Here is a 26,639-nt window from a genome sequence, read left to right on the forward strand (position 1 = left end):
CTACTCGATGAGATTATGGTATGCCATCTTATGGTCGACAACAACGTGTCAAAAATCATGGAAAACCATGATGCAACTGCGGATCGCCACGTATTCAATAGCCAAAACAAAAGGCCGCCGGCGTAGCACGCCGGCGGCCTTCCAGGTCAATTCGCACGTCTGGATGCTCGCGCTCGGGCTCCATCAACTATCGCTGGATGCCTCGTCCTGCTGCTGCGCGAGCGCGGACAGCGCCAGCTCGGAAACCCGCTTGATGTGCGCAGCCGACGCGGCCGATGCCGCGTTGCCGTCGCGCTGCTCGATCGCGTCGAGCAGGCGGTTCATCTCGGTGTTGGAATCGCCGCCGCGCCCCGGCATCGCGATGGTCAGCGCGCGCAACCGGTTGATGCGCGCGTTCAGCGTCTTGACCACCGTCAGCGACACCTGCTTTCCTGCGGCTTCAAACAGCGTTTCGTAGAAACGCTCGGTGAATTCGAGCACGCGTGGCAATTCCTGCTTCTCGAACGCGTCCTCGATCGTTGCACGAATTTCTCGCAACTGCCGCACGACTTCGGGCGTCGCGCGCTCCGCGCAGGCACGCGCGGCATTGGCTTCGAGCAGGCCGCGCAGTTCGTAGATCTCGCCGACTTGCGCCGGATCGAGCCGCGCGACCACCGGCCCTTGCCGCGACACGGTCTCGACCAGCCCTTCGGTCTCGAGGTGCCGCAGCACCTCGCGCACCACCGTGCGGCTGACGCCGAGCTCATCGCACAGCGTGCGCTCGACGAGCCGCGCGCCCGGCCGGAAATAGCCCTGCACGATCGCGCCACGCAGCTTGTCGAGCGTCAGTTCGCGCAGGGTCTTGGCATTGCGGTCGATTTTCAGGTCTTGCATGAGCGGCACTCTGGAAACGGGTATGGGCCTGCAGCCGGCCGCGAGCCGTCCGCAAACATGGAATGCCATATTATGACCTAACTGCCAGCGTCTTCCATCCCGCCCGGCCTGCGCCCGTGCCCAGCGATCAGCCCTCGAGCCCCTCGACGATCGCGATCTGCGCCCGGCAATGTCCATCCCGCTTCGCCTTCGCCGCCTGGTACTCCGGCGAGTGATAACACGCGAGCGCCGTTTCCATGTCGGGAAAGCGGATCACGACGTGGCGCTCGAACGCGTCGCCCTCCAGCGTCTTCGACGCGCCGCCACGCGCCAGGAACACGGCACCGAATTTCTTGAACGCCTGCGGCGCGATGTCCGTGTAGTCCTTGTACTTCACGGGATCCAGCACCTGCACGTGGGCAATCCAGTACGCACTCATTTCTCACCTCCGCTTAGGAAATTTTTGATACGGGTTTACACTCATGGCATGCCGTAACATGGTATACCACAATGAATCGCACAATCAACGCACGAAAGGAAGGTGCCATGAGCCTGATTCGGAAATCCGTCCTCCATGTCGAGACGCTCTACGTGGATGGCGACAAGGTCGCTGCCAAACCACTGAAGATGATCGGCGCGGTCGCCGTCATCAAGAACCCGTGGGCAGGCCGCGGGTACGTCGAGGACCTGTCGCCGGAGATTCGCGCGATCGCCCCGCAGCTCAGCGAACACCTGACCAAACTGATCCTCGACGAGGCCGGTTCGGGCGACGCGGTCGAAGCGTTCGGCAAGAGCGCGATCGTCGGCCTCGACGGTGAAATCGAGCATGCATCCGCGCTGATCCATACGCTGCACTTCGGCAACATCTATCGCACGGCCGTCGGCGCGAAGTCGTACCTTGCGTTCAACAACACGCGCGGCCCGGCCAATGCACCGCTGCTGATCCCGATGATGGACAAGAATGACGAAGGTCGCCGTTCGCACTACCTGACGCTCCAATTCTCGATCCCGGATGCACCGGCCGCCGACGAACTGGTCATCGCCATCGGCGCCGCGACCGCCGGCCGTCCGCATCACCGCATCGGCGACCGCTACAAGGATCTCGCAGAGCTCGGAAATGACGTCAAGAACCCTGCTGCTGTCAAATAAGCGCGTCGCCAACTGTCTCGACCACGGCACCGGCGAACCGCTGGTGCTGATTCATGGGGTCGGCATGCAGGCGGCCGCGTGGTATCCGCAGATCGACGACCTGTCGCGCGATTTCCGCGTGATCTCCGTCGACATGCCGGGCCACGGGATGAGCGATGCGCTCGACACCGACGCCGACCTGCAGCAGTTCGTGCAGTGGGCCATCGGGTTCATCGAGGCGCTGAAGGTCGGCCCCGTCAACCTGGCCGGCCACTCGATGGGTTCGCTGATCGCCGCCGGCGTCGCCGTGACGCGGCCCGATCTGGTCAAGCGCGTGGCAGTCTTGAACGGCGTGTACCGCCGCACCGAACAGGCGCGCGAGGCCGTGCTGCAACGTGCCGCCGAACTGCGCTCGGGCACCATCGACGTCGATACGCCGCTGCGGCGCTGGTTCAACGCGGAAGAAGCGCAGCAGGCCGCCGCGCAGAAGGTGGAATCGTGGCTGCAGTCGGTCGATCTGGCCGGCTACGCGACCGCGTACACCGCGTTCGCGAACGGTGACGACGTATATGCGGACGGCTGGCACCGGATCGCGTGCCCTGCCCTCGTGCTCACCGGGTCGGACGACCCGAATTCGACGCCCGAGATGGCCCGGCAGATGGCGCAGGCCGCGCAGGACGGCAAGGCTGTCGTGATCGAGAACGAGCGCCACATGGTGAACCTGACCGCGCCCGACGCCGTCAATCGCGCGCTGCGTGCGTGGCTGCAGACCGTGCCGCAGGCGGAAACCCTGAAATCGGAAGTGTGACATGAGCCAAGCAATCAGCCAGGAAACGCCGATCATCAACACGCGGGAGCTGCGCGATGCGTTCGGCGCATTCATGACCGGCGTGACGATCGTCACCACCGCGCGCGACGACGGCCAGCCGCTCGGCTTCACCGCGAACTCGTTCTCGTCGGTATCGCTTGATCCGGCGCTGCTCCTCATCAGCATCGCGAAGACGTCGAGCAATTTCCAGACGTTTTCCACGACCGGCCACTTCGCGATCAACATCCTCGCCGAAGGACAAAAGGACCTCTCCAACACCTTCGCGCGACCGAGCGACGATCGCTTCGCGAACGTCGGCTGGCACCTGAGCGCGCATCGCAACCCCCTGATCGACGACGTCAGCGCGTGGTTCGACTGCACGACGCACGCTGTGATCGACGCGGGCGATCACGCGCTCATCATCGGCAAGATCGAGGCGTTCCATTCCGCCGGCTACGCGGGGCTCGGCTACTACCGCGGCGGCTATTTCACGCCGGCGAAGCTGTCGGCCGAAGTAATCGCCGGACCGAAAGTCATCGTCAGTGCGATCATCACGCGCGACGACAAGGTCCTGATGGTGCAGACGGCCGACCGCAAGTGGGCGCTGCCCACCCGGGAAATCGGCAACGAAGGCGCCGACAAGGCGCTCGCCGAACTGTTCCGGCAATACCAGCCGGACGCATCGGCAAGCTTCATCTATTCGGTCTACAACAATACCGAGACGCACTACCAGTACATCTCGTTCCTCTGCAGCGCACCGGACGAAGCGGCGGCGGCCGGCGAATTCGTGAGCCTCGACGACCTCGACGCCGACGCGTTCCAGGACAGCGCGCTCGCCAGCATGCTCGAGCGCTATCGCAAGGAGAGCCAGTTGAAGAGTTACGGCCTGTACTTCGGCGATCACAGCACCGGCACCATCCGCCCGCTTCTTTCCTGAAAGGTCACATCATGCGTTTTTCGCTTTTCGTTCACATGGAGCGCGTCTCCGACCAGACCAGCCAAAAGCAGCTGTACGACGAGATGGTCGAGCTGTGCCAGATCGCCGACCGCGGCGGCATGCATGCCGTCTGGACCGGCGAGCACCACGGCATGGACTTCACGATCGCGCCGAACCCATTCATCAACCTCGTCGACCTCGCGAACAAGACGAAGCGCGTGCGGCTCGGCACGGGCACGGTCGTCGCGCCGTTCTGGCATCCGATCAAGCTCGCCGGCGAAGCGGCGATGACGGACATCATCACGGGCGGCCGCCTGGAGCTCGGGATCGCGCGCGGCGCGTACTCGTTCGAATACGAGCGCCTGATGCCGGGCCTCGACGCGTGGGGCGCGGGCCAGCGCATGCGCGAACTCATCCCGGCCGTAAAAAAGCTGTGGGAAGGCGATTACGCGCACAGCGGCGAGTTCTGGCAATTCCCGTCGACGACGTCGTCACCGCTGCCGCTGCAGCAGCCGCATCCGCCGATCTGGGTGGCCGCGCGCGATCCGAACAGCCACGAGTTCGCGGTGGCCAATGGCTGCAACGTGCAGGTCACGCCGCTGCACCTCGGTGACGAGGAAGTCGAGAAGCTCGTCGGCCACTTCAATGCCGCGTGCGCGAAGTTCAGCGACGTGCCGCGCCCGCAGATCATGCTGCTGCGTCACACCTACGTGGCGAGCAGCGAAGACGACGCGCAGCTGGCCGCCGACGAAGTCAACGTGTTCTACAACTACTTCGGCGCGTGGTTCAAGAACGAGCGTCCGGTCAGCCGCGGGATGATCAAGCCGCTGAGCCGCGACGAAATCGCGGCGCACCCCTTCTACACGCCGGAAGCGATGCGCAAGAACAACGTGATCGGCACGCCTGCGGAAGTGATCGGGCGCCTGAAGGCCTATGAAGAGCTCGGCTTCGACGAGTACTCGTTCTGGATCGATACCGGCATGAGCTTCGAGCGCAAGAAGGCGTCGCTCGAGCGGATGATCCGCGACGTGATGCCGGCGTTCCAGTAAGGGGACGATGCCATGAATGTGCATTTTCAGCTGTATATCGACGGGCAGTTCGGGCCCGGTGCCGCCACGTTCGGCAGCATCAATCCGGCGACCGGCGCCGTGTGGGCACAGATGCCGGAAGCCCGCACCGACGAGGTGAACCGCGCGGTAGCGGCGGCCGGTCGCGCGCTGACCGATCCGGCCTGGGCGGGGCTTTCCGCGTCCGCGCGCGGCAAGCTGCTGTACAGGCTCGCCGATCTCGTCGAAAAAGCTGCACCGCGGCTCGCCGAAATCGAAACGAACGACACCGGCAAGATCATCCGGGAAACGTCGAGCCAGATCGCGTACGTCGCCGAGTATTACCGCTACTACGCGGGCATCGCCGACAAGCTCGAAGGCAGCAGCATCCCCGTCGACAAGCCGGACATGCAGGTGTGGCTCGAGCGGCAGCCGCTCGGCGTGGTCGCCGCGATCGTGCCCTGGAACAGCCAGCTGTTCCTGTCCGCGGTCAAGATCGGCCCGGCGCTCGCGGCCGGCTGCACGGTGGTGCTGAAGGCGTCCGAGGAAGCGCCGGGACCGTTGCTCGAGTTCGCGCGCGTCGTGCACGATGCAGGATTCCCGCCGGGCGTCGTCAACGTCATTACCGGCTTCGGCCCGGAATGCGGCGCGGTGCTGAGCAGCCACCCGGGCGTGGACAAGGTCGCGTTCACCGGCGGCCCCGAGACCGCGCGCCACATCGTGCGAAACACGGCCAACAACCTCGCGAAGGTGTCGCTCGAACTCGGCGGCAAATCACCGTTCATCGTGTTCGCCGATACCGATATCCAGAGCGCGGTGAATGCGCAGGTCGCCGCGATCTTCGCGGCGAGCGGCCAGAGTTGCGTCGCGGGTTCGCGCCTGCTGATCGAGGCTTCCGTCAAGGAGCAGTTCCTTGCGCTGCTGGTCGAGCGTGTGTCGCGGATTCGCGTGGGTTCACCCAACGAGCGGGAAACCGAGTACGGCCCGCTGTGTACGGAACGGCAGCTTCGCAACATCCAGACGGTCGTCGAGAACTCGGCGCGCCAGGGTGCCAAGGTCCTCGCAGGCGGGAAGAGGCTGGAGCGCGACGGGTATTACTACGCACCGACGATCCTCGACTGCACCGGCGTCGCGCAAGCCGACAGCATCACGACCGAATTGTTCGGCCCGGTGTTGTCGGTCGACACGTTCGAATCCGAACAGGAAGCGATCGAGAAGGCAAACGGCACCGCCTACGGCCTCGCGGCCGGCATCTTCACGACCAACCTGACGCGTGCGCACCGCGTGTCGAAGCGCGTGCGCTCCGGCATCGTGTGGATCAACACCTATCGGGCCGTGTCGCCGCTCGTGCCGTTCGGCGGCTTCGGGCTGTCCGGGCACGGCCGTGAAGGCGGCCTGAGCGCCGCGCTCGAATACACGACCACGAAGTCCGTGTGGCTGCGCACGTCGGACGATCCGATCAGCGACCCGTTCGTGATGCGCTGAGCGGCTACGCTTTCGCCGGCAGTATCGACTCAAGGCCGCAAAGGCCATGCCGCGCCGCGCGCGTCATCAGGCGCATGCGGCGACGCATGGCCCCGGCAATAAAGATGGAGACAACATGACAAAGCAGGAAAGCGACGGTAGCGTTCTCGCCATCGAAAGCAACTCGATCGAATATGTTCCGCCGGAGGCGCGGCACGGCAAGCCGGCCGACCTCTTCACCCTGTGGTTCTGCACGAACCTCGCCCCGCTGGCCGTGATCTCCGGCGCGACGTCGGTACTGGTGTTCCACCTCGACCTGATAAGCGCGATCGTCGCGATCGCGGCCGGACAGTTCTTCGGCGCGATCTTTCATGCGCTCACTTCCGCGCAGGGGCCACTGGTCGGCGTGCCGCAGATGATCCAGAGCCGCGCGCAATTCGGCCGCTACGGGTCGCTGCTGGTCGTGTGCTTCACCACGCTGATCTATCTCGGCTTCTTCGTGTCGAACATCATTCTCGCGGGCAAGACGCTCCACACGGCGGCGCCCGCAGTGCCGGTGCCGATCGCAACCGTCATCGGCGCGGTGCTCGCGACGCTGGTCGGCGTGATCGGCTGCCACTTCATTCATCGCTTCAACAAGATCGGCGCGTGGTTCATGGGTGGCGCACTAGTGGTCGGCATCGCGCTAATGGTGCCGGGCCTCGATGCGCGGATGTTCCAGCAGGGTCATTTCGATCTCGCCAACTGGTTCGCGATGTTCGGCTTGTGTGCGGTCTGGCAGATCAGCTTCGCGCCCTATACGTCCGACTATTCGCGCTATCTGCCGGCTTCCGCCGGATTCGGGAGGACCTTTGCGTACACGTACTTCGGCACGTCACTGGGGACGATCTTCGCGTTCCTGTTCGGCGTGCTCGCCGTCAGCACCGGCCATTCGTCGGACGCGATGCAGGCGATCCGCGAGCAGACCGGCGCGTTCGGCTACGTGCTGATCTTCCTGTTTCTGGTCAACATCATCGGCCACAACGGGATGAACCTGTATGGCGCGGTGCTGTCGTTCATCACCGCCGCGCAGACGTTCCGGCCGCACTGGGTGCCCGGCCGCAATGTGCGCGTCGTCGTGTCGGCGGTGCTGCTGGTGGCGTCGACCGCGGCTGCACTGTGGGCATCGAGCAATTTCATCTCGATCTTCCTCAACGCGATCTTCGCGCTGCGCATCGTGCTGGCGCCGTGGATCGCGATCAACCTGATCGACTTCTACCTGGTCAACAACCGCCGCTACCGGGTCACGGAAATCATCAGCAGCAGTGGTGGCGTGTACGGGGCGTTCAACGTCAAGGCCATCGCGATCTACGCGCTCGGGATTGCGGTCCAGGTGCCGTTCATGGAGGAGAGCTTCTTCCACGGCTCGTGGGCATCGGTTCTCGGCGGCGCGGACGTGTCGTGGATAGTGGGCCTCGTCGTCACCGCGACGGTCTGCTACCTGTTCGCGTCAAAGGACGGTTCGCGTTCGCGCGGACGGTGCCCGGCGGGCGCCGGGGCTTTGGAATAACCGAGGAAATCAATCATGAACGAAGATGATGCTCTGTTTCAGAAGGGCTTGCCGATCCGCCGGGAAGTGCTCGGCCCGGAATATGTCGATGCGTCGATGGAAAAGGCCGACGCCTTCATGATGGCGTTCCAGCGCGCAACCACGGCGTGGGCGTGGGGCTGGGCATGGGGCGATGAAACACTCGACCGCAAGACGCGCAGCCTGCTCAATCTCGCGATGCTGACCGCCGCCGGTCATACGAACGAACTCAAGCTGCACGTGAAAGGCGCGCTCAACAACGGCGTGAGCGTCGATGAAATCAAGGCGACGCTGCTGCATGCGACCGCGTATTCGGGGATCCCGCACGGGCTCAGCGCGTTCAAGGCTGCACATGAAGTGCTGGTGGCCGAAGGGGCGTTGAAGTAAGCGAGCCGCTCGCGCACGTGTAATGCGAGATCGCGATGACGCTGCACACGCACACTGCGGGGGGCGTCCGCCGCGCCGTGTGCGCCGGCTCAATGCCGGCGCATTCCACCAAAGCCGTGCTCGCCGCCGACGAAGGCCGGGCCACGATAAAAGCCGGTGCCCATCGGAGCACCGACGCGGCCACGCATACCCCCGTCGAAGTGACCGAAGTGACCGAAGTGGTCGAAGTGATGGCGATGATGAAAACGGTCGATGAAGACGAAGCTGACGCCCGTGCCGACGAACACCGCCGGCCCCCAGTACCAAGGGTCGGCGTACGGATAGGCGGTATCCGGATACCACACGATGCTGCCGTCCGTGCTCTGCATCATCTGCCAGGTGCCGTCGCCTTGCCGGCACGCGCGCCCGACGATCTGCTGTTCGGTGCCGTCGATTTCCGCTTGCATGACGACCGCACGGCAGCGGGCGCCTTCGTCCGGCGAGTCGTCATAGGTTTGCGCAAGCACGCACATGGAGCAGCCGAGACAGACGACGCCCATCCCGACCCGAAACAAGTTGCACATGATCGGCTCCTGCATTGTTGCCCCGACCACCCGAGCCTTGGCGTCACGGACGACGCGCGGCTTCGTATGGGTCACCCGACCATTAGACGATGTGGCATGCCCGATTATTCCTGGGGTCGGGATACGCATGCGTGATGCACGAACCGCCGACGATCATGCGCGCGGCGAACGCCGGACGATGCAGTAGACGCCCGCCGCCATCACGCCGAAGACCACATGGGCGACCAGCGTGATCGCGCCGCGCACCGGAACGAACCACGGGAAGATCGCGGTGAACGCGTGCAGGTTGATGCCGTAGAGCACCAGTCCGAACGCGCCGCCCGCCACCAGCGCGGCGCCGGGCGACAGGTTGCGCACCATCCTCGCCAGCACGGCCGTATAGGCAAGCGACAGCGCGGCATGCACCAGCGTCGCCACGCCCATGATCGTCGGATCGAAGCCCGCGGAGGCGCCGAGCACGGCTCGCCCCATCACGAGGGCGGCCGTCAGGCGCGCGTCGCGAAGCAGGTTGTGAAAGGGGTCTTCTCCGGCGATCGGCCAGAGCAGCAGCTCGATGACGGTCGAGCCGACCGCCGCGCCGAACGCTGCCCAGAGAATCGGGACCGGACCGTTCCGTTTCAATGGTGCTCCGCGATGGCCGCGCGCCGTGCGGACTTACAGCGGACGTTCGCAATCCGTCCAGTATGCGAACGGATCACGATGCTTCGGGTAGTGCTCGTCGAGCCATTTCAGCAACGTCGCACGCGCGTTGTCCAGATCGGCCTTCGACGACGACGTCGTCAGTTCGTGCACCTCGGCGGACTTTTCCCGGTCCATCACGTAGCAGTTCCAGTCGGGGCCGTCGAGATCCGGATCATCGGACGCCTTCGACGACTTGCGCCAGCCGAACCCCTTGCGCGCATCGATGTAATAGCGCGGATGCACTTTCAGATACGACAGCTCGCCGCCCTGCAGGCTGCTTTCCGCGCGCAGCACATCGCGTTCGTCGACGATCTGCGTGACTTCCGGCAGCCGGCGCGAGCGCCAGCCGGCCGGCAGCGTCGCCGTCGCCCGCACGGCGTCGTACGGGCCCCACGCGAGGCCCCAGGCTTCGGCCATGCGCTTCATGAACGCATCCGCGCCCGGATAGCCGCGCAACTGGATTCTCGTCGACAGCGTGACTTCGACGCGGCCGTCGGCGCCGGCGGGGTCGCCTGCCGCTTCGAACGGGTTGCCCGGGCGCGACGCGCGCTGCTGCGCGTCCGCGGGCGCCATGCCCGAAAACAGCTGGTCGAGCGCCGCACGCGCTTTCGACGACTTGTCTGGTCTATTCATTCCTCATTCCCTCTGCATTCGAACGGTTCAACACGCTCGATTCTCGTTAATCTGTCGGGTCCCGCGGTTTTCCGCGGTCGCATTGTCGACGATCCGGTATCCCGGGTCGAGCGGCGGCGCCATCCGCGCCGCCTGCGTCGCACACCTCGACGCCCCTGCCGCCTATCCCAGCGCGGCCCGCATCCGCTCCATCAGCGCGAGCACCTCCGGACGATTCTCGCCCTTCGCATGCACGAAGTGATACCTGAGCGGCGACTCGACCTCATGCCGGCTCACACGGACGAGCGCGCTGCGCTTGAGATACGCATCCGCGAGCGGCATCCGCGCCAGCGCCACGCCGAGCCCCGCCTCGGCCGCCGCGAGCACCAGGTTGTAGTCCTCGAAACGGCGATCCTGCGCGCGCGGCTTGAACGGTATGCCGAGCGCGTCGAACCAGGTGCGCCAGCCGGTCACGTCGGAGTCGTGCAGCAGCGGCATCTCGAGCAGCGCGGCGGCGTCGTTGCGACGGCGCCGCGCGGCCAGCTGCGCGGCGAGCCGCGGATGCGCGACCGGATGGAGCGTCTCCGGCATGAACGCGCGGGTCTCGAGCTGACGCCAGTTGCCGCGCCCGTACCGGATCGACAGATCCGCTTCGCCAGCGGCGATGTCCACATTGCGAAGCTCGATGCCGAGCTCGATGCGCAACGCGGGCGCCTCGCTCTCGAGCGCGTGCTGGCGCTCGAGCAGCCAGAGCTGCGCGAATGCCGGCACCACGCTCATCCTGACCAGTCGCGGCGTACGCGGCGAGCGCCACTGGTCGGCCGCGCCGTCGATGATCGCGAACGCCTGTTCGATCCGGCCGACGAAGCGCTGGCCGTCCGGCGTCAGCCGCACGCCACGCGCATGACGTTCGAACAACGCCATGCCCAGCCAGTTCTCGACGGACGCCACGCGCCGGCTGATCGCGCCGTGCGTGACGCCGGACGCGTCGGCGGCCGCCAGGAACGAACCCAGGCGCGCCACCGCACAGACGGTCTCCAGGCTGGCCAGCGGCGGCCGCGGGCCGGGTGACGACGTGACCGACGGCAGCGCGTCCGCCACTTGCTGCTGCATTCGCGCCGGGCCATCGGCCCGGCGTCGCACCGAGCTGTGAGCCATATTCATACCCGCTGGTTGATCTGTGCGCTAGCTTAACATCTCGCGTCGCCGCACCATTGCCGCATGAACACGCTTTCCTCCCCCTCGTCGCGCAGCGCGCGACTGCCGCTCGTCGCGGCCGGCGCGGTGGCGTTCACGATCGTCTCGTGGGCCTCCGCCTTCCCGTTCATCCGGATCGGCCTGCACGGGCTGGCCCCGCTGCAACTCGCGGCCGCGCGCTTCGCGACCGCGGCCGTGCTCGTAACCGCATGGCTCGCGTGGCGGCGGCCTCGCATGCCGGCCAAAGGCGACGCGTTGCGCTTTCTCGTCTGCGGCCTGCTCGGCATCGCACTCTACAACGCGCTGCTCAATACCGGCGAGCAGACCGTGTCGGCCGGCGCGGCGAGCTTCATCGTGAACACGCTGCCGATCTTCACGGCGCTGCTGGCCGCGGTGTTTCTGCGCGAACGCTTCAATCGCCGCGGATGGCTCGGTTCGCTGGTCAGCCTGGCCGGCATCGCCGTGATCGCGCACGGCCAGCCGGGCGGCCTCGTCCTCGGCTCCGGCAGCACGCTGATCCTCGGCGCGGCATTGTGTTCGGCCAGCTATTTCGTGCTGCAGCGGCGACTGATTCCCGTGTACGGCGCGCTGCCCTGCGCAGCATATACGCTGCTGGCCGGTGCGCTGCTGCTCACGCCATGGTTGCCCGGCGCGCTCGCGTCGCTCGGCGGCGGCGCGTCACGCGACACGGCGCTCGCCGTCCTGGTGCTCGGCATCTTTCCCGCCGCGCTGGGTTACGCGACCTGGACCTTCGCACTCGGCTACTTCGGCGCGGCGCGCGCCGCCAATTTCCTCTACCTGACACCGGCCGTCGCGACGGTGTTGTCGATGGCGCTGACAGGCGAGCGGCCCGGCATCGAGACGGTGTGCGGCGGCCTGCTGGCGATTGCCGGCGTGATATTCGTGGCCTTGCGCGGACGGACGTAGGCATGCGGCCGCGCCGGGCGGCAACGCCGGTCCGGACGATCCGGCAGCGAGCCGGCCGAACCGGCCTCGTCATCTGCAAAGCCGGACGCACAGCTGCGCCGAACGGCTCGCCGCCATTCGCCGACGCGGCCGGGCTTGACCGTTAGTTGCAACAAGCCGATGGCGGCTTCGCCGCGCCACGGCGATGAAACTGTGCAGACAAATCGACCGAACAGTTCCGGATTGATTGCATCGCGCTGTCCATGGTCATCGGGAGCGGCCCGGTCGAATAATCGAAGCAATCGACGGCGCAAGACGGACAGCTGAAGCTCCGTCGCCGGCTGGCCGGCCCGGTTCCACGGGCACGGGGCCGCCGGGCGCCGCGACGCATCGCGAAACGGCCGCGCAATCGCATCACATTTGCGCAAGGCTGGGCAATTCGCGGAAGCGGGCGCAAACGCGTTCGGATATATTCATACGAATTGCGTGTCGCCGGACGAAATCACCCGCTCGCTCGGGCACGGCCCGGGCGACATGCAAGCCGGACCCGTCACGGGTCACGGAGATTCGTCCGGCACACCGAGCGCCTCACAAGGGCGCGCGGCAAACCGGACGGCACCAGAAATATCAATCAACGGAGATGGCAGATGGAACGAAGCACTGTCGGCATGCGCTGCAAACCCCTGATCACCGTCGCACTGGCGGCCGCCGCATTTGCGGCCGCGTCGGGCGCGATGGCCGACCAGGTCGTGAAGATCGGCAGCGTCGAACCGACGACGGGCGGCATTTCGCACCTCGGCAAGGACAACGAGAACGGTGCGCGCCTCGCGGTGGAAGAAATCAATGCGAAGGGCCTGACGATCGGTGGCAAGAAGATCACGCTGCAGCTCGACGCGCAGGATGACGCGGCCGACCCGCGCCAGGCCACGCAGGTCGCGCAGAAGCTCGTCGACGACAAGGTCGTCGCCGTCATCGGCCACCTGAACTCGGGCACGTCGATCCCGGCCTCGAAGATCTACAGCGACGCGGGCATCGTGCAGATCTCGCCGTCGGCCACGAACCCGACCTACACGCTGCAGGGCTTCAAGACGACCTACCGCGTGGTCGCGACCGACGCGCAGCAAGGTCCGGCACTCGCGAGCTACGCGCAGTCGAAGGGCGTGAAGAGCGTGGCGGTGATCGACGATTCGACCGCGTACGGCCAGGGCCTCGCGAACGAATTCGAGAAGAAGGCGAAGGCGCTCGGCCTGAAGGTGCTGTCGCACGACGCGACCAACGACAAGGCCGTCGACTTCCGCGCGATTCTCACCAAGGTCAAGGGCGAGAACCCGGACGCGATCATGTACGGCGGCATGGACGCCACCGGCGGCCCGCTCGCGAAGCAGGCGAAGCAGCTCGGCCTGCGCGCGAAGATCCTGTCCGGCGACGGCGTGTGCACCGACTCGCTCGCCGAGCTGGCCGGCCCGGCCGCCGACAACGTGCTGTGCTCGCAGGCGGGCGCGGCGCTCGAGAAGATGCCGGGCGGCGCGGCGTTCCTCGCCAAGTACCAGAAGCGCTTCAACCAGGGCATCAAGTTCGATGCGCCGTTCGCGTACGACGCGGTCTACATCGCGGTCGACGCGATGAAGCGCGCGAACTCGACGGACCCGGCGAAGATCCTCGCCGCGATGCCGTCGACGAAGTATGAAGGCGTGATCGGCACGACGACGTTCGACGCGAAGGGCGACCTGACGCACGGGATCATCTCGATCTACGGCTACAAGAGCGGCAAGAAGACCTTCCTCGACCAGGTGAAGATGTAACGCCTCGCGACGCCGGCACGACGGGAACGCCACCCGTTTGCGCCGGCGTCGCGCGGGGCCGGTTCAAGTTTTGCGGAGATGAGGCGACATGTGTGCAATGGCGTATGCGGAATTTCAACAGGAGTTGAAGAAAGCGCAGTTGACGGCGCGCGAGTTCGCCCGGCTGATCCGGATGAACGAAAGTTCCATCACGAACTATTCGAGCAAGGGCACCGTCCCTTCCCACCTCGCGGTCATCGCGACACTCATCGGCGCGCTCGCCGCACACGAGATCGATTTCCGGCACGTGATCGGCAAGACGGACATCGAGCCGAAACGGCCGCGCGGCGTCGGCGCGTTTCCGGCGGCGGACAAGCCGCGCACGCGAAAGACCGCGAAAGCCGGCTCCTGAGCCGCAACGGTCGGTAGCGGCATCGCCGGTGCCGCTCGACACCGTCACGCGCGCTGCCGCGCCGCGCTCGCGGCCTGCCCGTCACGCCGCCGCACGCACATGCTCGAGCAGCGCCTGCAGCGGATGACGCACCTGCCGCGCGGACATGCGCTTCACCTGGCTGCGGCACGAATACCCGGTCGCCAGCGCTTCACCCTCCTCTTCCGGCGCATCGACATGCGCGGCCCACGATTGCGCATAGATCGTGCGCGACGTCTGCAGGTTGCGCGCCTCGTGCCCGTAGGTCCCCGACATCCCGCAGCACCCTGCCGCCTGAACCGCCAGGCGCAAGCCGCGACGCGCGAACACCTGTGCCCACTGCTTGCCGCTGTCGGGCGCGTTGGTCTTCTCGGTGCAATGCGGCAGCAGCCGGTACGCTGCCGATACGTCGTGCGCGCCCGCCCCGGCCTCCGGCATCGCATCCAGCAACCACTCCTGCGGCAGCGCGACCTTCGGCACGTCGGCGAGCCCCGTCACCTTCAGGTATTCCTGCCGATACGTGAGCGTCATCGCCGGATCGAGGCCGACGAGCGCGACACCCGCGCGCGCGAGCGCGGCCAGTTGCGTCGCGTTGCGAATCGCCGCCTGCTCGAACGCGCGAAGAAAGCCCTGCACGTGCAGCGCCTTGCCGTTCGGCGCGAGCGGCGCGAGCCACACCTGGAAGCCGACCCGCGCGGCCAGTTCGATCAGCGTCGCCAGTTGCTCGGTGTCGAAATAACGCGTGAACGTGTCCTGCACGATGACGACGCTGCGTGCGCGCTGCACATCGCTCAACGCGGCGAGCGCCTGCGGATCGGCCGGCCGCACCTTCCATTGCCGGATCACGGCCGCGAGGTCGAAGCGGCTCAGGAGCGGACTATCGACCATGCCGACGTGCCGCTCGAGCAGCGTGCGCACCCAGCCGGCGCGCATCAGCCCGTTGTACAGCGCGGGCACGCGCGCCATCCACGGCATCGTGAATTCGAGCGAGCCGATCAGGTAGTCGCGCAGCGGCCGCAGGTAGCGCTGGTGATACAGCTCGAGAAAGCGCGAGCGGAACTCGGGCACGTTGACCTTGACCGGGCACTGCCCCGCGCACGACTTGCACGCGAGGCAGCCGGCCATCGCGTCGTACACCTCGTGCGAAAAGTCGGCTTCGCCGTTGCGCGCCGCACGGCTGTTGCGCCAGCGTTGCGCGAAACCGCGCAGGAGCGGCTGCCGTGCACGCGCCGCCGCGACGACGTCGACTCCGGCCTTTCCTTGCAGACGCAACCATTCGCGCATCAGCGACGCGCGCCCCTTCGGCGACTGCACGCGTTCGCGCGTCGCCTTCCACGACGGGCACATCGCGTCGTCCGGATCGAAGTTGTAGCACGCGCCGTTGCCGTTGCAGTGCATCGCCGTGCCGTAGTGCTGCCACACGCGCTCGTCGATCTGCCGGTCGTGGTCGCCGCGCGTGGGCACCTCGTCGATCTTCAAGAGCCGCAGCGTGGGCTCCGGCGGCGTCGCGATCTTGCCCGGGTTGAACTGGTTGTGCGGATCGAACGCGGCCTTCAGCTGCTGCAGCGACGGATACAGCTCGCCGAAGAACGCCGGCGCATATTCGGAGCGCACGCCCTTGCCGTGCTCGCCCCATAACAGGCCACCATGCCGCTGCGTGAGTTCGGCCACCGCGTCCGACACCGGCCGCACCAGCGCGGCCTGCTTCGGGTCCTTCATGTCGAGCGCCGGACGCACGTGCAGCACGCCCGCGTCGACGTGGCCGAACATCCCGTACTGCAGCCCGTGGCCGTCGAGCAGCGCGCGGAATTCGGCGATGTACGCGGCGAGATTCTCGGGCGGCACCGCGGTGTCCTCGACGAACGGCTGCGGGCGCGCCTCGCCCTGCACGTTGCCGAGCAGGCCGACCGCGCGCTTGCGCATCGCGTACACGCGCTTCACCGCGTCGTCGCCGGTCGCGAGCGTGTGGCCCAGCCGCTCGACGCTCGTGTCGGTGCACAAATGCTCGACGAATGCACGCACGCGCGCATCGACGTCGCCGGCGTCGTCGCCGCTGAATTCGATCAGGTTGATGCCGAGCGTCGGACGCGCATCGTCCTGCGGGAAATACTCGGCCACGCTGCTCCACACGAAATCCTTCATCGCGAGCATCAGCACCTTCGAGTCGACCGTCTCGATCGACAGCGGCTCGAGTTCGAGCAGCGCGCGCGCATCGCGCAGCGCGTCCATGAAGCCGGCGTAGCGCACGTTGACCAGCACCGAATACTTCGGGATCGGCAGCACGTTCAGCTTCGCCTCGACCACGAAACCGAGCGAGCCTTCGGCGCCGCACAGCACGCTGTTCAGGTTGAAGCGGCCGTCCGGTTCGCGCAGGTGCGCGAGATCGTAGCCGGTCAGGCAGCGATTGAGCTTCGGAAACTTCGCGTCGATCAGCGCGGCCTTTTCATCGCTGATGCGGCGCGCGGTGCGATAGACCTTGCCGACCCGGTCCTGCCGTGCGCAGCGGCGTTCCAGTTCGTCGTCCGCGAGCGCGTCGCTGTGCAGCTGCTCGCCGCCCATCAGCACGAAGTCGAGCGCGAGCACGTGGTCGCGTGTCTTGCCGTACGTGCAGCTGCCCTGCCCGCTCGCGTCGGTGTTGATCATCCCGCCGACCGTCGCGCGGTTCGACGTCGACAGCTCGGGCGCGAAAAACAGGCCATGCGGCTTCAGCGCGGCGTTGAGCTGGTCCTTGACGACGCCCGCCTGCACGCGCACCCAGCGCTCGCCGGCATTGATTTCCAGGATCCGGTTCAGGTTGCGCGACAGGTCCACGACCACGCCGTCGGTCAGCGACTGCCCGTTGGTGCCCGTGCCGCCGCCGCGCGCCGCCACCGCGACGTCGCGGTGCGCGGGTTCGGCCAGCAGGCGCGCGAGCAGCCGCACGTCGTCCGCATGCGCGGGGCAGATCACCGCCTGCGGCAGGCGCTGGTAGATCGAGTTGTCGGTCGCCTGCACGGTCCGGTTCGCATGGTCCGCGCGGATTTCGCCGGCGAATCCGGCCGCCTGGAGGGCGGCGAGAAAGTCGCGGTAACGACCCTCGGGCGGGCTGGCGGGACGGGGCAACGGAGCGATCGGCATGGGATGAAAGCGCAATGTGGATGGAGCCGGTGCGCGGCCTCGATCGCAAACATGAGTTTTGAGCAAGATTCCACGCAACCCGGAAATCCAGTATCGTGCGAATCAGCGCGAGAAACAAACGAATTCTCCCCCGGCAAAACTTGCATAAAACTCATGAATTACCGTCGCCTGACCCCATCCATGTCACTGCTGCTCGTGTTCGAGGCCGCCGCGCGCCACGAAAGCTACACGCGTGCGGCCGACGAGCTGTCGTTGAGCCAGAGCGCGATCAGCCGGCAGGTCCAGACGCTCGAGGATCAGCTCGGCGTGCCGCTGTTCCGGCGTGAAGGCCGCTCCGTGAAGCTGACGGAAGTCGGGCGGCGCTACTTCGTCGAGCTGAGCGGCGCGCTCGGGCGCATCCGCGGCGCGACGCTGCAGGCGATGTCGCACCAGGCCGGCGCCGGCACGCTGCGGCTCGCGACCTTGCCGACCTTCGGCTCGAAATGGCTGCTGCCGCACCTGCACGATTTCTATGCCGCGCATCCGGGCGTGACCGTGCACCTGCATTCGCGGATCGGCGGCATCGACTTCCATACCGACGATCTCGACGCGGCCATCACCGTCGGCGCGGGCGACTGGCCCGGCCTGCACGCGCACCGGCTGTACAACGAGTTCCTGATCGCGATCGCGCGCCCCGAGTCAGCCGGGCGCCGCAAGGCCGGCCCGCGCGCGCCGGCATGGGCGGTCGGGCAGACGCTGCTGGGCGTGACGAGCAATCAGCACGCGTGGGCCGAATGGTTCTCGCATTTCGGCCTCGATCATCGCGAGATGCGCATCGGTCCCAGTTTCGAGCTGACGTCGCACCTGATCCAGGCCGTGCGGGCGGGAATGGGGATCGGCCTCGTGCCGAAGGTGCTGGTGGAAGACGAGCTGAGCCGCAATGAGCTCGTGTCGGTCGGCGACGCGATCACCAGCCAGCGCAGCTACTACCTCGTGTATCCGCCGGAAAACGACACGCTGCCGTCGCTCGTCGCGTTTCGGGAATGGCTGTTGAAATCGTGCTGACGCGCAGGCAGCCGCGCGGTGTGCTCACGCGCGCCATTCATCGAGAATCTGTTCGGCGAGGTAGTCGCACAGCGGGCGCGCCGATTGCGCGCTGCGCGCCAGCACGACCTCGATCGCGTCGAGCGGCGGCAGCCCTTCGTTCTGTGACAACTGGACGAGATGCGCGGGGATGCTGCAACGCGCGAGCGGCGCGATCGCGAGGCCAGCCTCGACCATGCTGAGCAAGCCGAGGAAGCTCGGGCTTTCGTATGACATCCGGAACGGAATCTTCTGCCGGTTCAGCGCCTTGAGCGCATGATCGCGCGCCATGCTGCCGTGCGTGAAGAGCGCGACCGGCAGCGGCCGCTCTTCCCATACGTTCCGTTTCGTCGAGCCGGTCCACACGATCGGCTCGCGCCGCACCAGCTCGCCGGTCACGCCCTTGATGCGCGTGAGGCAGGCAAGATCGATGGTGTTGTCCTTCAGCATCGGCACCAGCGCGCTGCTCGGCTGGCCGATCACGCGCACTTCGACGCGCGGATGCATCGCGGCGAACTTGCCGAGCACCTGCGGCAGCAGCGACGAGATGTAGTCGTCCGGCACGCCGATCGTCACGCGCCCGCGGATCTCCGGCCGCACGACCGACGCCCACGCCTCGTCGCGCAGCGCCAGCATCCGGCGGCCGTATTCGGCGAGCATGCGGCCGTCGTCGGTGGCCGTGACGTTGCGCGTGTCGCGGATGAACAGCGGCTTGCCGAGTGCATCCTCCAGCGCCTTGATCTGCATGCTCACCGCCGACGGCGACCGGTGCACCGCCTGCGCGCCCTGCGCGAACGAGCCGGACTCCGCCACGGCCACCACCATCGCCAGCACATCGAGATCGAGCTTTTTCATGTCATTCAGAAAATCTGATCAATCGATTCAGTTTATCCCGTTTTACTGTCCTCTTCCATGGCCGGACAATGGACGTCATCGACATTCATCGCGGGAAGCAGCACCATGCAAACCTCCGGCTCGCTCTACGGATTCCTGGTCATCGGCGGCATGCTCGCAGTCACGCCGGGGCCGAACATGGTCTACGTGATGTCGCGCTCGATCGCGCAAGGGCGCACCGCCGGGCTGATTTCGCTGGCGGGCGTGATGGTGGGCTATCTGTTCTACATGTTCGGCGCCGCGTTCGGGATCACGACGCTGTTCCTGAGCGTGCCGTACGCGGGCACCGTGCTCGGCGTGGTGGGCGCCGCGTATCTGCTCTACCTCGCGTGGCAGGCCGTCCGGCCCGGCGGCCGTTCACCGTTCGAGGTGAAGACGCTGCCGAACGAGCAGCCGCTGCGGCTGCTCGCAATGGGCGCGACGACCAGCGTGCTGAATCCGAAGCTCGCGATGCTGTTCGTGTCGCTGCTGCCGCAGTTCATCGATTACCGGCAAGGCAGCGTGTTCGGCCAGTCGCTCTTTCTCGGTTCATTGCTGATCGCGGTGTTCGCGTCGGCGAACGGACTGGTCGCGATCGGCTCGAGCCGCATCGCGACGTTCCTGCACGGGCGACCGGCGCTGCTGCTCGCGCAGCGCTGGGCGATGGGCGCGGTGCTCGGCGGCCTCGGCGTGCAGATGCTCGTCGAGGCGTCGAGCATGGCGGGTGTGGCGTGACGGCTGCGATGCACGTACCGAGGTACATCGCGCCGCCGCGCGTTCACTTCGTCAGCAATTCGGCCTCCAGGTCGCGCAGCCGCTCCGGAAACCGCACGCGCAGCACCACGAACCAGGCGAGCCCGACCGCCAGCAACGCGACGAACACGTAAGGCAGCCATGCATAGACGCCGTCCGGCACCGGATACACGCTGCCGGCGAGCGGAATCGCGAGCAGCACGACCGCGACGACGCTGATCGCGACGTGCCGCGCGCGCAGCCTGTGTTGCCGGCGCAGATAGAGCGGCGCGCCGATCGCGACCAGCACGTAGGCGAGCAACCAGCCGTAGGTGGCGATCGAGCTGAGATAGCCGTACGAATCGAGCAGCGCCGTGCCGCGTGCGGTCAGCACCAGCGCCGTCGCCAGCGCGAGCACCGCGATCAGCGCGACCGCGACGTGCGGCGTCGCGTTCGTCTCGTGCGCGCGCCCGGTCGACGCATGCAGCACGCCCTGCCGTCCGAACGTATAGACGATGCGCGCCGCCGCGTTGATCGACGAGAAGAATGCCGCGAAGAAACTGAGCGCCACCCCTGCGTCGATCAGCACCCCGACCCATCCGGCGCCCAGCCGGTGCGCGAGCACCGCGAGCGGCCCGTCGACGCGATCGAGCGGCGGCGTCTGCCCGTGGAACGCGCCGACCATCCCGTACGCGCCGACCACAAACAGCAGCGCCGGCCCGACCACGCTGATCAGCACCGCACGCGGAATCGCGCGGAACGGGTCGCGCGCCTCGGCGCCGAGCACGGTCGCGCTCTCGAACCCGGTGAAGCTGAAGAACGCCAGCACCATCCCGAGCTGCAGCTGCGTCGGCTTCACGCCTTCGAGCGTGAGCTGCGCGCGATCGACGGGATGACCGCCGAATGCGATCGTTCCGATCACGACGGCGGCGATCAGCAGCAGCGTCGCGAGCTCGACGAACAGCGTGAAACGCGTGGACAGCCGGATGTCGCGGAACGCGATGTACCACGCGGCAAACGCGGTGACGATCGTGAGGCCGAGCACCGTGCCGAGCGGCGTGGCGGCGCCGAGCAGCCCCGTTTCGCGGCCGAGCACGAGAAACGTGTTGATCGTGCCCTGCAGGATGCCCGCCGCGGCCACCGCATAGGCGATCAGCAGCGACCAGCCGCAGATGGCGCCCCATGTCGGCCCGATGCCGGCCGACACGTATGCATACAGCGCGCCCGGCGACGCCGAATCGCGCGCGAACACCGAGATGCTCCACGACGAGAACAGCAGCGCGACGATCGCGAACAGGTACGCGAGCCAGGTGCCGTTGCCGGCCGTCGCGAACACCGCGGGAATCAGCACGCCGATCCCGCCCGACACGCCGACGAGGCCGATCGACTGCGCGATCAGCTCGGGCAGGCTCAGGTAATTGCGCCGCAGGCCGCCTGCCTGCGGCGCGGTGCCCGGCGCGGGTAGCGCCTGCGCGGTTGTGGCTGGATGACTCATCGATTCACCTTGTCATGATTGAGGCGGCGCGGCGTGTGCCGCGTCCGTGGCATGGCCTCGACGCGGGCCGCTGCGTGCGCCCGTACGAAAATGCGCGCCGCGGCGCGCATCGGAACGACGTCGCGGCGACGACGCCGGCGCGGGTTCGTCAGTTCCACGAATGGCGCGCGGGCTTCACGCCGTTGAGGTAGTAGTTGCCGATCGCGTGGTATTTCCAGCGCACGGGATCGTGCAGCGTATGCACGCGCGCGTTGCGCCAGTGGCGGTCGAAGTTGTATTTCGCGAGCGTCGACTTGCTGCCGCCCAGCTCGAACAGCTTGCTCGCCGCGAGCAGCGATACCTCGGTCGTCGCGATCTTCGCCTCGCCGACGGCGATCGCGGCCTGCGCGACCGTGTCCTCGTCCGGCTCGCGCTTCGCGACGTCGACGAAGCGCCCCGCGCGCGCGAGCAGCGCTTCGGCCGCATGCACGCGGTACGCGATGTCGCCGATCTGCGCGATCGTCAGCGGGTCCTCGCTCGCGCGCTCGACGCCGCTGTCGATCCAGGGCCGCGCATGCTGCTGCACGAATGCGATCGTGTCCTGCAGCGCGGCGCGCGCGATGCCGAGATCGATCGCGGCCGTCGTGATCTGCGCGAACGGGCCCGCGAAGGTCGGGCGATCGTACGAACGCTGCGTGTGGAAAATCTCGAACGCGCTTACGCGCACGTTCTCGGCGATCACCGTGCCGCTCGCGGTGGTGCGCTGGCCGAAGCCGCTCCAGTCGTCGACCACGGTAAGCCCCGGCGCGCCCTGCCGCACGAATGCAAGTACCGCCTGGTCCGCCTCGTCGAGGGCCAGCACCGGAATCCAGTGCGCGAACAGCGTACCGGTCGAGTAGAACTTGCGGCCGTTCAGCACGAATCCGTCACCGTCGCGGCGCACGCGGGTCCGGATGTCGAGCACGTTCTTGCCGCCCGCTTCCGAAAACGCATTGCCGTAGCGCGCGCCCTTCAGCACGAGATCGAAGAAGAAGCGCTTTTGCGCCTCGTTGCCTTCGAGACGAATATCCTCGATCAGGCAGTAGTGATTCTGCGGAATCTGCCCGATCGACGGGTCCGCCTGCGAGACGATCGCAATCACTTCCGCGAGCGTGACGTTCGACACTTCCGCGCCGCCGTATTCGCGCGGCACGGTGATCCCCCACAGCCCGCTCGACGAAAACAGCTCGATTTCGTCGAGCGGCAGCTTCCGTTCGCGATCGCGCAGCGCCGCATGTTCGGCGAGTCGCGCCGCGACCTGATGTGCGACGTCGAGCGCTTCGGCATCGGAGCCGATGACGGGAACGGGCGCAGCGTCTGCTTGCGGTCGTGTATTTTCTTCGATGATTTCCGTGGACATGGAATTTCCGGCAAAAAACTGCATGGATCGACGACGCCGCGCAGGCATCCGTCGACCGCCTGTTTCGATGGGCGAAGCGTCAGGCGCCTCACCTGCGACGCTCATCGCAGGCAGGCCGTTCGCCCGCCCGGTGCGCGGCCTGCCTCAGCGCTTCAGCGCCTCAGCGCGCAGGCGCCGCGCGTCACGCGGCAACCGCCTGCCGCTGCGCTTCCAGTTCGCGCACGAGCGGCAGCACGCGCTTGCCGAAGTACTCGACTTCCTCGATGAAATGCAGGAACCCGGCGAGCACGAGATCGACGCCGATCGCCTTCAGCGCGACGATCCGCTCGGCGATCTGTTGCGGCGTGCCGATCAGGTTCGTGCGGAAGCCGTCGTTGTACTGCACGAGATCCTCGAACGTGGATTTCGCCCAGTTGCCCTCGCCTTCCGGCGACGCCTTTCCGGCCTCCTTCACCGCATCGCCGAACGCATGCACGGCTTCCACATGTGCGTGCCGGATGATGTCGTCGAGCACGGCCCGCGCCTCTTCCTCGGTGTCGCGCGCGATCACGAACGCGTTGACGCCGATCCGCACGCGATGGTTGTTCGCAGCGGCCTTCGCGCGGATATCGTCGATCTGCGCCTTCAGGTTCTCCGGCGTATTGCCGTTCGTGAAGTACCAGTCCGACACGCTGGCCGCGTTGTCGCGCGCCGCGCGCGAACTGCCGCCCTGGAAGATCTCCGGGTGCGGTTTCTGCACGGGCTTCGGGCTCAGCGTGTAGTCGTTGAAGCGGTAGAAGTCGCCCTTGAACGTGAAGTTGTCCTGCGTCCAGATGCCCTTCAGTGCCTGGATGAATTCCTTCGAGCGCCGATAGCGTTCGTCGTGCTCGAGCCACGGCTCGCCGATCGCGGTGAACTCGCCCTTGAACCAGCCGCTGACGACGTTGATCGCGATGCGACCGTTCGAAATATGGTCGATCGTCGCGAGCTGCTTCGCGACCACGGCCGGATGCCAGGGCCCCGGCAGGATCGCCGCGAGCACCTTGAGCTTCGTCGTCGCGTGCAGCAGCGCCTGGCTGAACGAGACCGACTCGTGCTGGTATTCGGCGCCGTAGCCGGCCGTGAAGCGGATCTGGCTCAGCGCGTAGTCGAAGCCGGCCGCCTCGGCCGTGCGCGCAAGCGCCTGGTTGTATTCGAGACTCCAGTCGGTACGCTGCTCGATCGTGCTGACGACGAGGCCGCCGCTGACGTTCGGCACCCAGTATGCGAATTTGACGCCGCCGGCCGAAGGTTCGTGAATGCTCATGAGAAGTCCTGATCGAATGGGAAAACGAGAGACGGGCTATGCGGTCGCGGCGGCAAGCGCGCGAGGACGCAGCTGCGGCACCGCACGCTCGACCGCGAGCGCGATGCGTGCGCGCAGCGCAGGATTCGCGATCTCGTAGCGGTCGAAATCGCTTTCGGCCGCATACACGCCGATCGGCAGCGTGCGCGCCTGGAAGAAGCTGAAGAGCGGCCGCAGCTGATGGTCGATCACGAGCGCATGCCGCTCGCTGCCGCCGGTGGCCGCGAGCAGCACCGGCACATCGACCAGCGACTCGTGATGCACGAGGTCGAACAGGTGCTTGAAGAGGCCGGTGTACGACGCGCGATACACGGGGCTCGCGACGACGAGCGCATCGGCCGTCTCGATCGCGCGGATCAGCGCGTCGAGATCGGGCGGTACCTGCGCGCGCTTCAGCGCGCCGGCCAGCCGGCTGCCGATTTCGCCGAGTTCGATCGACCGTGTGTCGATCGGCAAGGCATCGCCGAGCGCGCTGACGATCGCGTTCGTCAGCGCCAGCGTGCGTGACGGCCGCTGCAGGCCGCCCGAGATGGCGACGACGTTGAGGGTGTTGCTCATGCCATGCGTTCCCGTTGTCGAGCTGCGCGTTGTCGCGCCGATACCGTGTCGGGTTCGCAAGGAGCGTGCCATTGTCGACGCAGGCGCGATCGCGTCGATCCTCTGCATCGCGAAGTATTGTTCGATCGCCCGCCTGGCATGGCTTCCGCAGCCATATGGTCGACCGTGGCAAGTGTTCCGGAAATCACGTCACATCGATATTCCGCACGATGATGAACCGGCGGAAACAGCCGTGCTGATGCGCTGCTGCTCAATCAGCAGTGTCGCGCGCTCCAGCCGTCCGGTTGCAACGACCCGCGCGCATCGCGCCGAGCGCGATGCCGTCGAATCCGCTGTCACGGCAGCACGTTCCCGCGCCGTTGCATCCTGCGCAGCAATCCCGCTTTCGTTATCAGAAATCGATGTTTCCCGTGCGGCGCAAAACACTGAACACTCTGCTGACCGGGCAGCAACCGGACCGCGGCGCCCGCCGGCGCGGGTCCGGCCCGTTCGACCGACTCACGCTTTCATCGCCATGACTTCCCTGTTTGCCACGCCGCGTCCCGTCAATCTTCGTGTCGTCACCGCGCAGCCGGACGAATCGCATAGCGCGCCCGCTCCCGCCCTTCCGGCGCAGCACGCACCGGCCCGCCCACGCGCGCACGTATTCGTCGATCCGCGTTCGCTCGCGCTGCTCGAGCGCGTGCGGCGCGTCGCGCCGAGCGACGCGAACGTGCTGATCGTCGGCGAAACCGGCACCGGCAAGGAGCTGATCGCGCGCCACGTGCACGACGTCAGCCATCGCGGCGGCGGGCCGTTCGTCGCCGTGAATTGCGGCGCGCTCTCCGACACGCTCGTCGACAGCGAACTGTTCGGTCACGAGAAAGGCGCATTCACGGGCGCGGCCGGCACGAAGCCGGGCTGGTTCGAGGCCGCGAACGGCGGCACGCTGTTTCTCGACGAGATCGGCGACCTGCCGCTGTCGATGCAGGTCAAGCTGCTGCGTGTATTGCAGGAGCGCGAAGTCGTGCGGCTCGGCTCGCGCACGGGCATCCCGATCGACGTGCGCGTGGTGGCCGCGACCAACGTCGACCTGCAGCAGGCGGTGGCGGACGGACGGTTTCGCGGCGACCTGTTCTACCGGCTCAACGTCGTGCGGCTCGACGTGCCGACGTTGCGCGAACGGCCCGGCGACATCCTGCCGCTCGCGCGCCACTTCTTCGACGCATACCGCGGCCGTCTCGGCTACGGGCCGCGCAGCATCGATCCGCGCGCGGCGCGCCGGCTCGAAGCGCATTCGTGGCCCGGCAATATCCGCGAACTGGAGAACGTGATGCATCACGCGCTGCTGGTGAGCCGCCACGATGCACTGCAGGACACCGACCTGAACCTGTCGTCGTCGTGCGTGCCGGTCACGGCCGCGCGGGAAGCGGCGAGCCGGGTGCCTGCCCAGGAAGCGCTCGAGCTGGCGCTGTGCGCGCTGTTCGACGAGGCGCACGAGAACCTGTTCGAGCACATCGAGGACACCGTGATGCGGGTCGCGTTCGACTTCAGTCACCGCAACCAGATTCAGGCCGCGCGCCTGCTCGGCATCAGCCGCAATGTGCTGCGTGCGCGCTTGATTCGCGCGAAAGCGATCGCGGCAGCCAAGTAGGCGCGATCGCGCGGCTGCACGCGGTGCCGCACGTCAGCGCTGCGGGTGACGGCCGCGTCGGCGCGTCGCGCATCGTCGACGGCGTGGCTCGGCGCAGACGATGCGGCG

The 26,639-nt window shown here is 66.9% G+C and carries 25 protein-coding genes; 13 read left to right on the top strand and 12 right to left on the bottom strand.

Going from position 1 to position 26,639, the window contains the following annotated elements:
* Positions 1-183: 183 nt before the first annotated feature.
* The gene (locus tag U4Y91_RS19055) at positions 184-873 is read right to left on the bottom strand and encodes a GntR family transcriptional regulator (protein WP_321806344.1); all 690 of its coding nucleotides are present in this window, start codon (positions 871-873) and stop codon (positions 184-186) included.
* Between the two features lie 127 nt (positions 874-1,000).
* The gene (locus U4Y91_RS19060) at positions 1,001-1,291 is read right to left on the bottom strand and encodes a DUF1330 domain-containing protein (RefSeq protein WP_321806345.1); all 291 of its coding nucleotides are present in this window, start codon (positions 1,289-1,291) and stop codon (positions 1,001-1,003) included.
* Between the two features lie 107 nt (positions 1,292-1,398).
* Between U4Y91_RS19060 and U4Y91_RS19065 the strand changes: the two genes are divergently transcribed.
* The 7 genes from U4Y91_RS19065 to U4Y91_RS19095 all read left to right on the top strand — a co-directional run bounded on the left by U4Y91_RS19065 (position 1,399) and on the right by U4Y91_RS19095 (position 8,189).
* Positions 1,399-2,001: an amino acid synthesis family protein gene (locus U4Y91_RS19065; RefSeq protein WP_321806346.1), complete on the top strand. Its 603-nt coding sequence runs from the start codon at positions 1,399-1,401 to the stop codon at positions 1,999-2,001.
* Positions 1,970-2,788 carry an alpha/beta hydrolase gene (locus U4Y91_RS19070; protein WP_321806347.1) on the top strand — a complete coding sequence of 273 codons (819 nt, stop codon included), beginning with the start codon at positions 1,970-1,972 and terminating at the stop codon, positions 2,786-2,788. Before U4Y91_RS19065 ends, U4Y91_RS19070 begins: the two co-directional genes overlap by 32 nt.
* 1 nt (position 2,789) lies before the next feature.
* The gene (locus U4Y91_RS19075; protein ID WP_321806348.1) at positions 2,790-3,725 is read left to right on the top strand and encodes a flavin reductase; all 936 of its coding nucleotides are present in this window, start codon (positions 2,790-2,792) and stop codon (positions 3,723-3,725) included.
* An 11-nt stretch (positions 3,726-3,736) separates the two neighbouring features.
* Complete coding sequence (locus tag U4Y91_RS19080; protein ID WP_321806349.1) at positions 3,737-4,774, top strand: LLM class flavin-dependent oxidoreductase; 1,038 nt, start codon at positions 3,737-3,739, stop codon at positions 4,772-4,774.
* A gap of 12 nt (positions 4,775-4,786) precedes the next feature.
* Positions 4,787-6,256: an aldehyde dehydrogenase gene (locus U4Y91_RS19085; protein ID WP_321806350.1), complete on the top strand. Its 1,470-nt coding sequence runs from the start codon at positions 4,787-4,789 to the stop codon at positions 6,254-6,256.
* A gap of 115 nt (positions 6,257-6,371) precedes the next feature.
* Positions 6,372-7,784, top strand: a complete 1,413-nt coding sequence (locus U4Y91_RS19090) for a purine-cytosine permease family protein (RefSeq protein ID WP_321806351.1) — start codon at positions 6,372-6,374, stop codon at positions 7,782-7,784.
* A gap of 15 nt (positions 7,785-7,799) precedes the next feature.
* Positions 7,800-8,189, top strand: a complete 390-nt coding sequence (locus tag U4Y91_RS19095; RefSeq protein ID WP_111017994.1) for a carboxymuconolactone decarboxylase family protein — start codon at positions 7,800-7,802, stop codon at positions 8,187-8,189.
* A gap of 89 nt (positions 8,190-8,278) precedes the next feature.
* Here the strand turns inward: U4Y91_RS19095 and U4Y91_RS19100 are convergent, their stop codons facing one another.
* The 4 genes from U4Y91_RS19100 to U4Y91_RS19115 form a co-directional block, all read right to left on the bottom strand.
* Positions 8,279-8,752, bottom strand: a complete 474-nt coding sequence (locus U4Y91_RS19100; protein WP_321806397.1) for a hypothetical protein — start codon at positions 8,750-8,752, stop codon at positions 8,279-8,281.
* Positions 8,753-8,905: 153 nt separating this feature from the next.
* A complete protein-coding gene (locus U4Y91_RS19105) occupies positions 8,906-9,373 on the bottom strand; it encodes a sodium:proline symporter (RefSeq protein WP_321806352.1) in 468 nt (155 codons plus the stop codon).
* A gap of 33 nt (positions 9,374-9,406) precedes the next feature.
* Positions 9,407-10,066, bottom strand: a complete 660-nt coding sequence (locus U4Y91_RS19110; RefSeq protein ID WP_321806353.1) for a nitroreductase — start codon at positions 10,064-10,066, stop codon at positions 9,407-9,409.
* A gap of 162 nt (positions 10,067-10,228) precedes the next feature.
* A complete protein-coding gene (locus U4Y91_RS19115; protein ID WP_321806354.1) occupies positions 10,229-11,209 on the bottom strand; it encodes a LysR substrate-binding domain-containing protein in 981 nt (326 codons plus the stop codon).
* 57 nt (positions 11,210-11,266) lie between these two features.
* Between U4Y91_RS19115 and U4Y91_RS19120 the strand changes: the two genes are divergently transcribed.
* The 3 genes from U4Y91_RS19120 to U4Y91_RS19130 all read left to right on the top strand — a co-directional run bounded on the left by U4Y91_RS19120 (position 11,267) and on the right by U4Y91_RS19130 (position 14,341).
* Positions 11,267-12,169: a DMT family transporter gene (locus tag U4Y91_RS19120; RefSeq protein WP_321806355.1), complete on the top strand. Its 903-nt coding sequence runs from the start codon at positions 11,267-11,269 to the stop codon at positions 12,167-12,169.
* Positions 12,170-12,795: 626 nt separating this feature from the next.
* Complete coding sequence (locus U4Y91_RS19125; RefSeq protein WP_321806356.1) at positions 12,796-13,950, top strand: branched-chain amino acid ABC transporter substrate-binding protein; 1,155 nt, start codon at positions 12,796-12,798, stop codon at positions 13,948-13,950.
* Positions 13,951-14,038: 88 nt separating this feature from the next.
* Complete coding sequence (locus U4Y91_RS19130) at positions 14,039-14,341, top strand: XRE family transcriptional regulator (protein WP_321806357.1); 303 nt, start codon at positions 14,039-14,041, stop codon at positions 14,339-14,341.
* 81 nt (positions 14,342-14,422) lie between these two features.
* Here the strand turns inward: U4Y91_RS19130 and U4Y91_RS19135 are convergent, their stop codons facing one another.
* Positions 14,423-17,476 (bottom strand): FAD-binding and (Fe-S)-binding domain-containing protein, encoded by a 3,054-nt coding sequence (locus U4Y91_RS19135; RefSeq protein WP_321806358.1) that lies wholly within the window; start codon positions 17,474-17,476, stop codon positions 14,423-14,425.
* Between the two features lie 153 nt (positions 17,477-17,629).
* On the opposite strand from U4Y91_RS19135, the gene U4Y91_RS19140 reads away from it, so the two are divergent.
* Positions 17,630-18,520, top strand: a complete 891-nt coding sequence (locus tag U4Y91_RS19140) for a LysR substrate-binding domain-containing protein (RefSeq protein ID WP_321806359.1) — start codon at positions 17,630-17,632, stop codon at positions 18,518-18,520.
* A 24-nt stretch (positions 18,521-18,544) separates the two neighbouring features.
* Here U4Y91_RS19140 and U4Y91_RS19145 read toward each other — a convergent pair whose 3' ends face one another.
* On the bottom strand, positions 18,545-19,393 hold the full coding sequence (locus U4Y91_RS19145) for a LysR substrate-binding domain-containing protein (protein ID WP_321806360.1): 849 nt from the start codon (positions 19,391-19,393) through the stop codon (positions 18,545-18,547).
* Between the two features lie 105 nt (positions 19,394-19,498).
* On the opposite strand from U4Y91_RS19145, the gene U4Y91_RS19150 reads away from it, so the two are divergent.
* On the top strand, positions 19,499-20,146 hold the full coding sequence (locus tag U4Y91_RS19150) for a LysE family translocator (RefSeq protein WP_321806361.1): 648 nt from the start codon (positions 19,499-19,501) through the stop codon (positions 20,144-20,146).
* A 43-nt stretch (positions 20,147-20,189) separates the two neighbouring features.
* On the opposite strand, the gene U4Y91_RS19155 is transcribed toward U4Y91_RS19150, so the two are convergent.
* From U4Y91_RS19155 to msuE, 4 genes are all read right to left on the bottom strand, one after another.
* Positions 20,190-21,638: an APC family permease gene (locus tag U4Y91_RS19155; protein ID WP_321806362.1), complete on the bottom strand. Its 1,449-nt coding sequence runs from the start codon at positions 21,636-21,638 to the stop codon at positions 20,190-20,192.
* 148 nt (positions 21,639-21,786) lie between these two features.
* Positions 21,787-23,016 carry an SfnB family sulfur acquisition oxidoreductase gene (locus tag U4Y91_RS19160; RefSeq protein ID WP_321806363.1) on the bottom strand — a complete coding sequence of 410 codons (1,230 nt, stop codon included), beginning with the start codon at positions 23,014-23,016 and terminating at the stop codon, positions 21,787-21,789.
* Positions 23,017-23,197: 181 nt separating this feature from the next.
* On the bottom strand, positions 23,198-24,301 hold the full coding sequence (sfnG, locus tag U4Y91_RS19165) for a dimethylsulfone monooxygenase SfnG (protein WP_321806364.1): 1,104 nt from the start codon (positions 24,299-24,301) through the stop codon (positions 23,198-23,200).
* Positions 24,302-24,337: 36 nt separating this feature from the next.
* Complete coding sequence (gene msuE / locus U4Y91_RS19170; protein WP_321806365.1) at positions 24,338-24,898, bottom strand: FMN reductase; 561 nt, start codon at positions 24,896-24,898, stop codon at positions 24,338-24,340.
* A gap of 514 nt (positions 24,899-25,412) precedes the next feature.
* On the opposite strand from msuE, the gene U4Y91_RS19175 reads away from it, so the two are divergent.
* Complete coding sequence (locus U4Y91_RS19175) at positions 25,413-26,531, top strand: sigma-54 interaction domain-containing protein (protein ID WP_321806366.1); 1,119 nt, start codon at positions 25,413-25,415, stop codon at positions 26,529-26,531.
* The last annotated feature ends 108 nt before the right edge of the window (positions 26,532-26,639 follow it).

Origin of the sequence: Burkholderia sp. BCC1993 (assembly GCF_905339865.1) — a bacterium.
Lineage (GTDB): Bacteria > Pseudomonadota > Gammaproteobacteria > Burkholderiales > Burkholderiaceae > Burkholderia.

Coding starts and splice junctions, on each gene's coding strand:
- U4Y91_RS19055 (WP_321806344.1), bottom strand. CDS start 873: ATGCAAGACCTGAAAATCGACCGCAATGCCAAGACCCTGCGCGAACTG.
- U4Y91_RS19060 (WP_321806345.1), bottom strand. CDS start 1,291: ATGAGTGCGTACTGGATTGCCCACGTGCAGGTGCTGGATCCCGTGAAG.
- U4Y91_RS19065 (WP_321806346.1), top strand. CDS start 1,399: ATGAGCCTGATTCGGAAATCCGTCCTCCATGTCGAGACGCTCTACGTG.
- U4Y91_RS19070 (WP_321806347.1), top strand. CDS start 1,970: ATGACGTCAAGAACCCTGCTGCTGTCAAATAAGCGCGTCGCCAACTGT.
- U4Y91_RS19075 (WP_321806348.1), top strand. CDS start 2,790: ATGAGCCAAGCAATCAGCCAGGAAACGCCGATCATCAACACGCGGGAG.
- U4Y91_RS19080 (WP_321806349.1), top strand. CDS start 3,737: ATGCGTTTTTCGCTTTTCGTTCACATGGAGCGCGTCTCCGACCAGACC.
- U4Y91_RS19085 (WP_321806350.1), top strand. CDS start 4,787: ATGAATGTGCATTTTCAGCTGTATATCGACGGGCAGTTCGGGCCCGGT.
- U4Y91_RS19090 (WP_321806351.1), top strand. CDS start 6,372: ATGACAAAGCAGGAAAGCGACGGTAGCGTTCTCGCCATCGAAAGCAAC.
- U4Y91_RS19095 (WP_111017994.1), top strand. CDS start 7,800: ATGAACGAAGATGATGCTCTGTTTCAGAAGGGCTTGCCGATCCGCCGG.
- U4Y91_RS19100 (WP_321806397.1), bottom strand. CDS start 8,752: ATGTGCAACTTGTTTCGGGTCGGGATGGGCGTCGTCTGTCTCGGCTGC.
- U4Y91_RS19110 (WP_321806353.1), bottom strand. CDS start 10,066: ATGAATAGACCAGACAAGTCGTCGAAAGCGCGTGCGGCGCTCGACCAG.
- U4Y91_RS19115 (WP_321806354.1), bottom strand. CDS start 11,209: ATGAATATGGCTCACAGCTCGGTGCGACGCCGGGCCGATGGCCCGGCG.
- U4Y91_RS19120 (WP_321806355.1), top strand. CDS start 11,267: ATGAACACGCTTTCCTCCCCCTCGTCGCGCAGCGCGCGACTGCCGCTC.
- U4Y91_RS19125 (WP_321806356.1), top strand. CDS start 12,796: ATGGAACGAAGCACTGTCGGCATGCGCTGCAAACCCCTGATCACCGTC.
- U4Y91_RS19130 (WP_321806357.1), top strand. CDS start 14,039: ATGTGTGCAATGGCGTATGCGGAATTTCAACAGGAGTTGAAGAAAGCG.
- U4Y91_RS19135 (WP_321806358.1), bottom strand. CDS start 17,476: ATGCCGATCGCTCCGTTGCCCCGTCCCGCCAGCCCGCCCGAGGGTCGT.
- U4Y91_RS19140 (WP_321806359.1), top strand. CDS start 17,630: ATGAATTACCGTCGCCTGACCCCATCCATGTCACTGCTGCTCGTGTTC.
- U4Y91_RS19145 (WP_321806360.1), bottom strand. CDS start 19,393: ATGAAAAAGCTCGATCTCGATGTGCTGGCGATGGTGGTGGCCGTGGCG.
- U4Y91_RS19150 (WP_321806361.1), top strand. CDS start 19,499: ATGCAAACCTCCGGCTCGCTCTACGGATTCCTGGTCATCGGCGGCATG.
- U4Y91_RS19155 (WP_321806362.1), bottom strand. CDS start 21,638: ATGAGTCATCCAGCCACAACCGCGCAGGCGCTACCCGCGCCGGGCACC.
- U4Y91_RS19160 (WP_321806363.1), bottom strand. CDS start 23,016: ATGTCCACGGAAATCATCGAAGAAAATACACGACCGCAAGCAGACGCT.
- sfnG (WP_321806364.1), bottom strand. CDS start 24,301: ATGAGCATTCACGAACCTTCGGCCGGCGGCGTCAAATTCGCATACTGG.
- msuE (WP_321806365.1), bottom strand. CDS start 24,898: ATGAGCAACACCCTCAACGTCGTCGCCATCTCGGGCGGCCTGCAGCGG.
- U4Y91_RS19175 (WP_321806366.1), top strand. CDS start 25,413: ATGACTTCCCTGTTTGCCACGCCGCGTCCCGTCAATCTTCGTGTCGTC.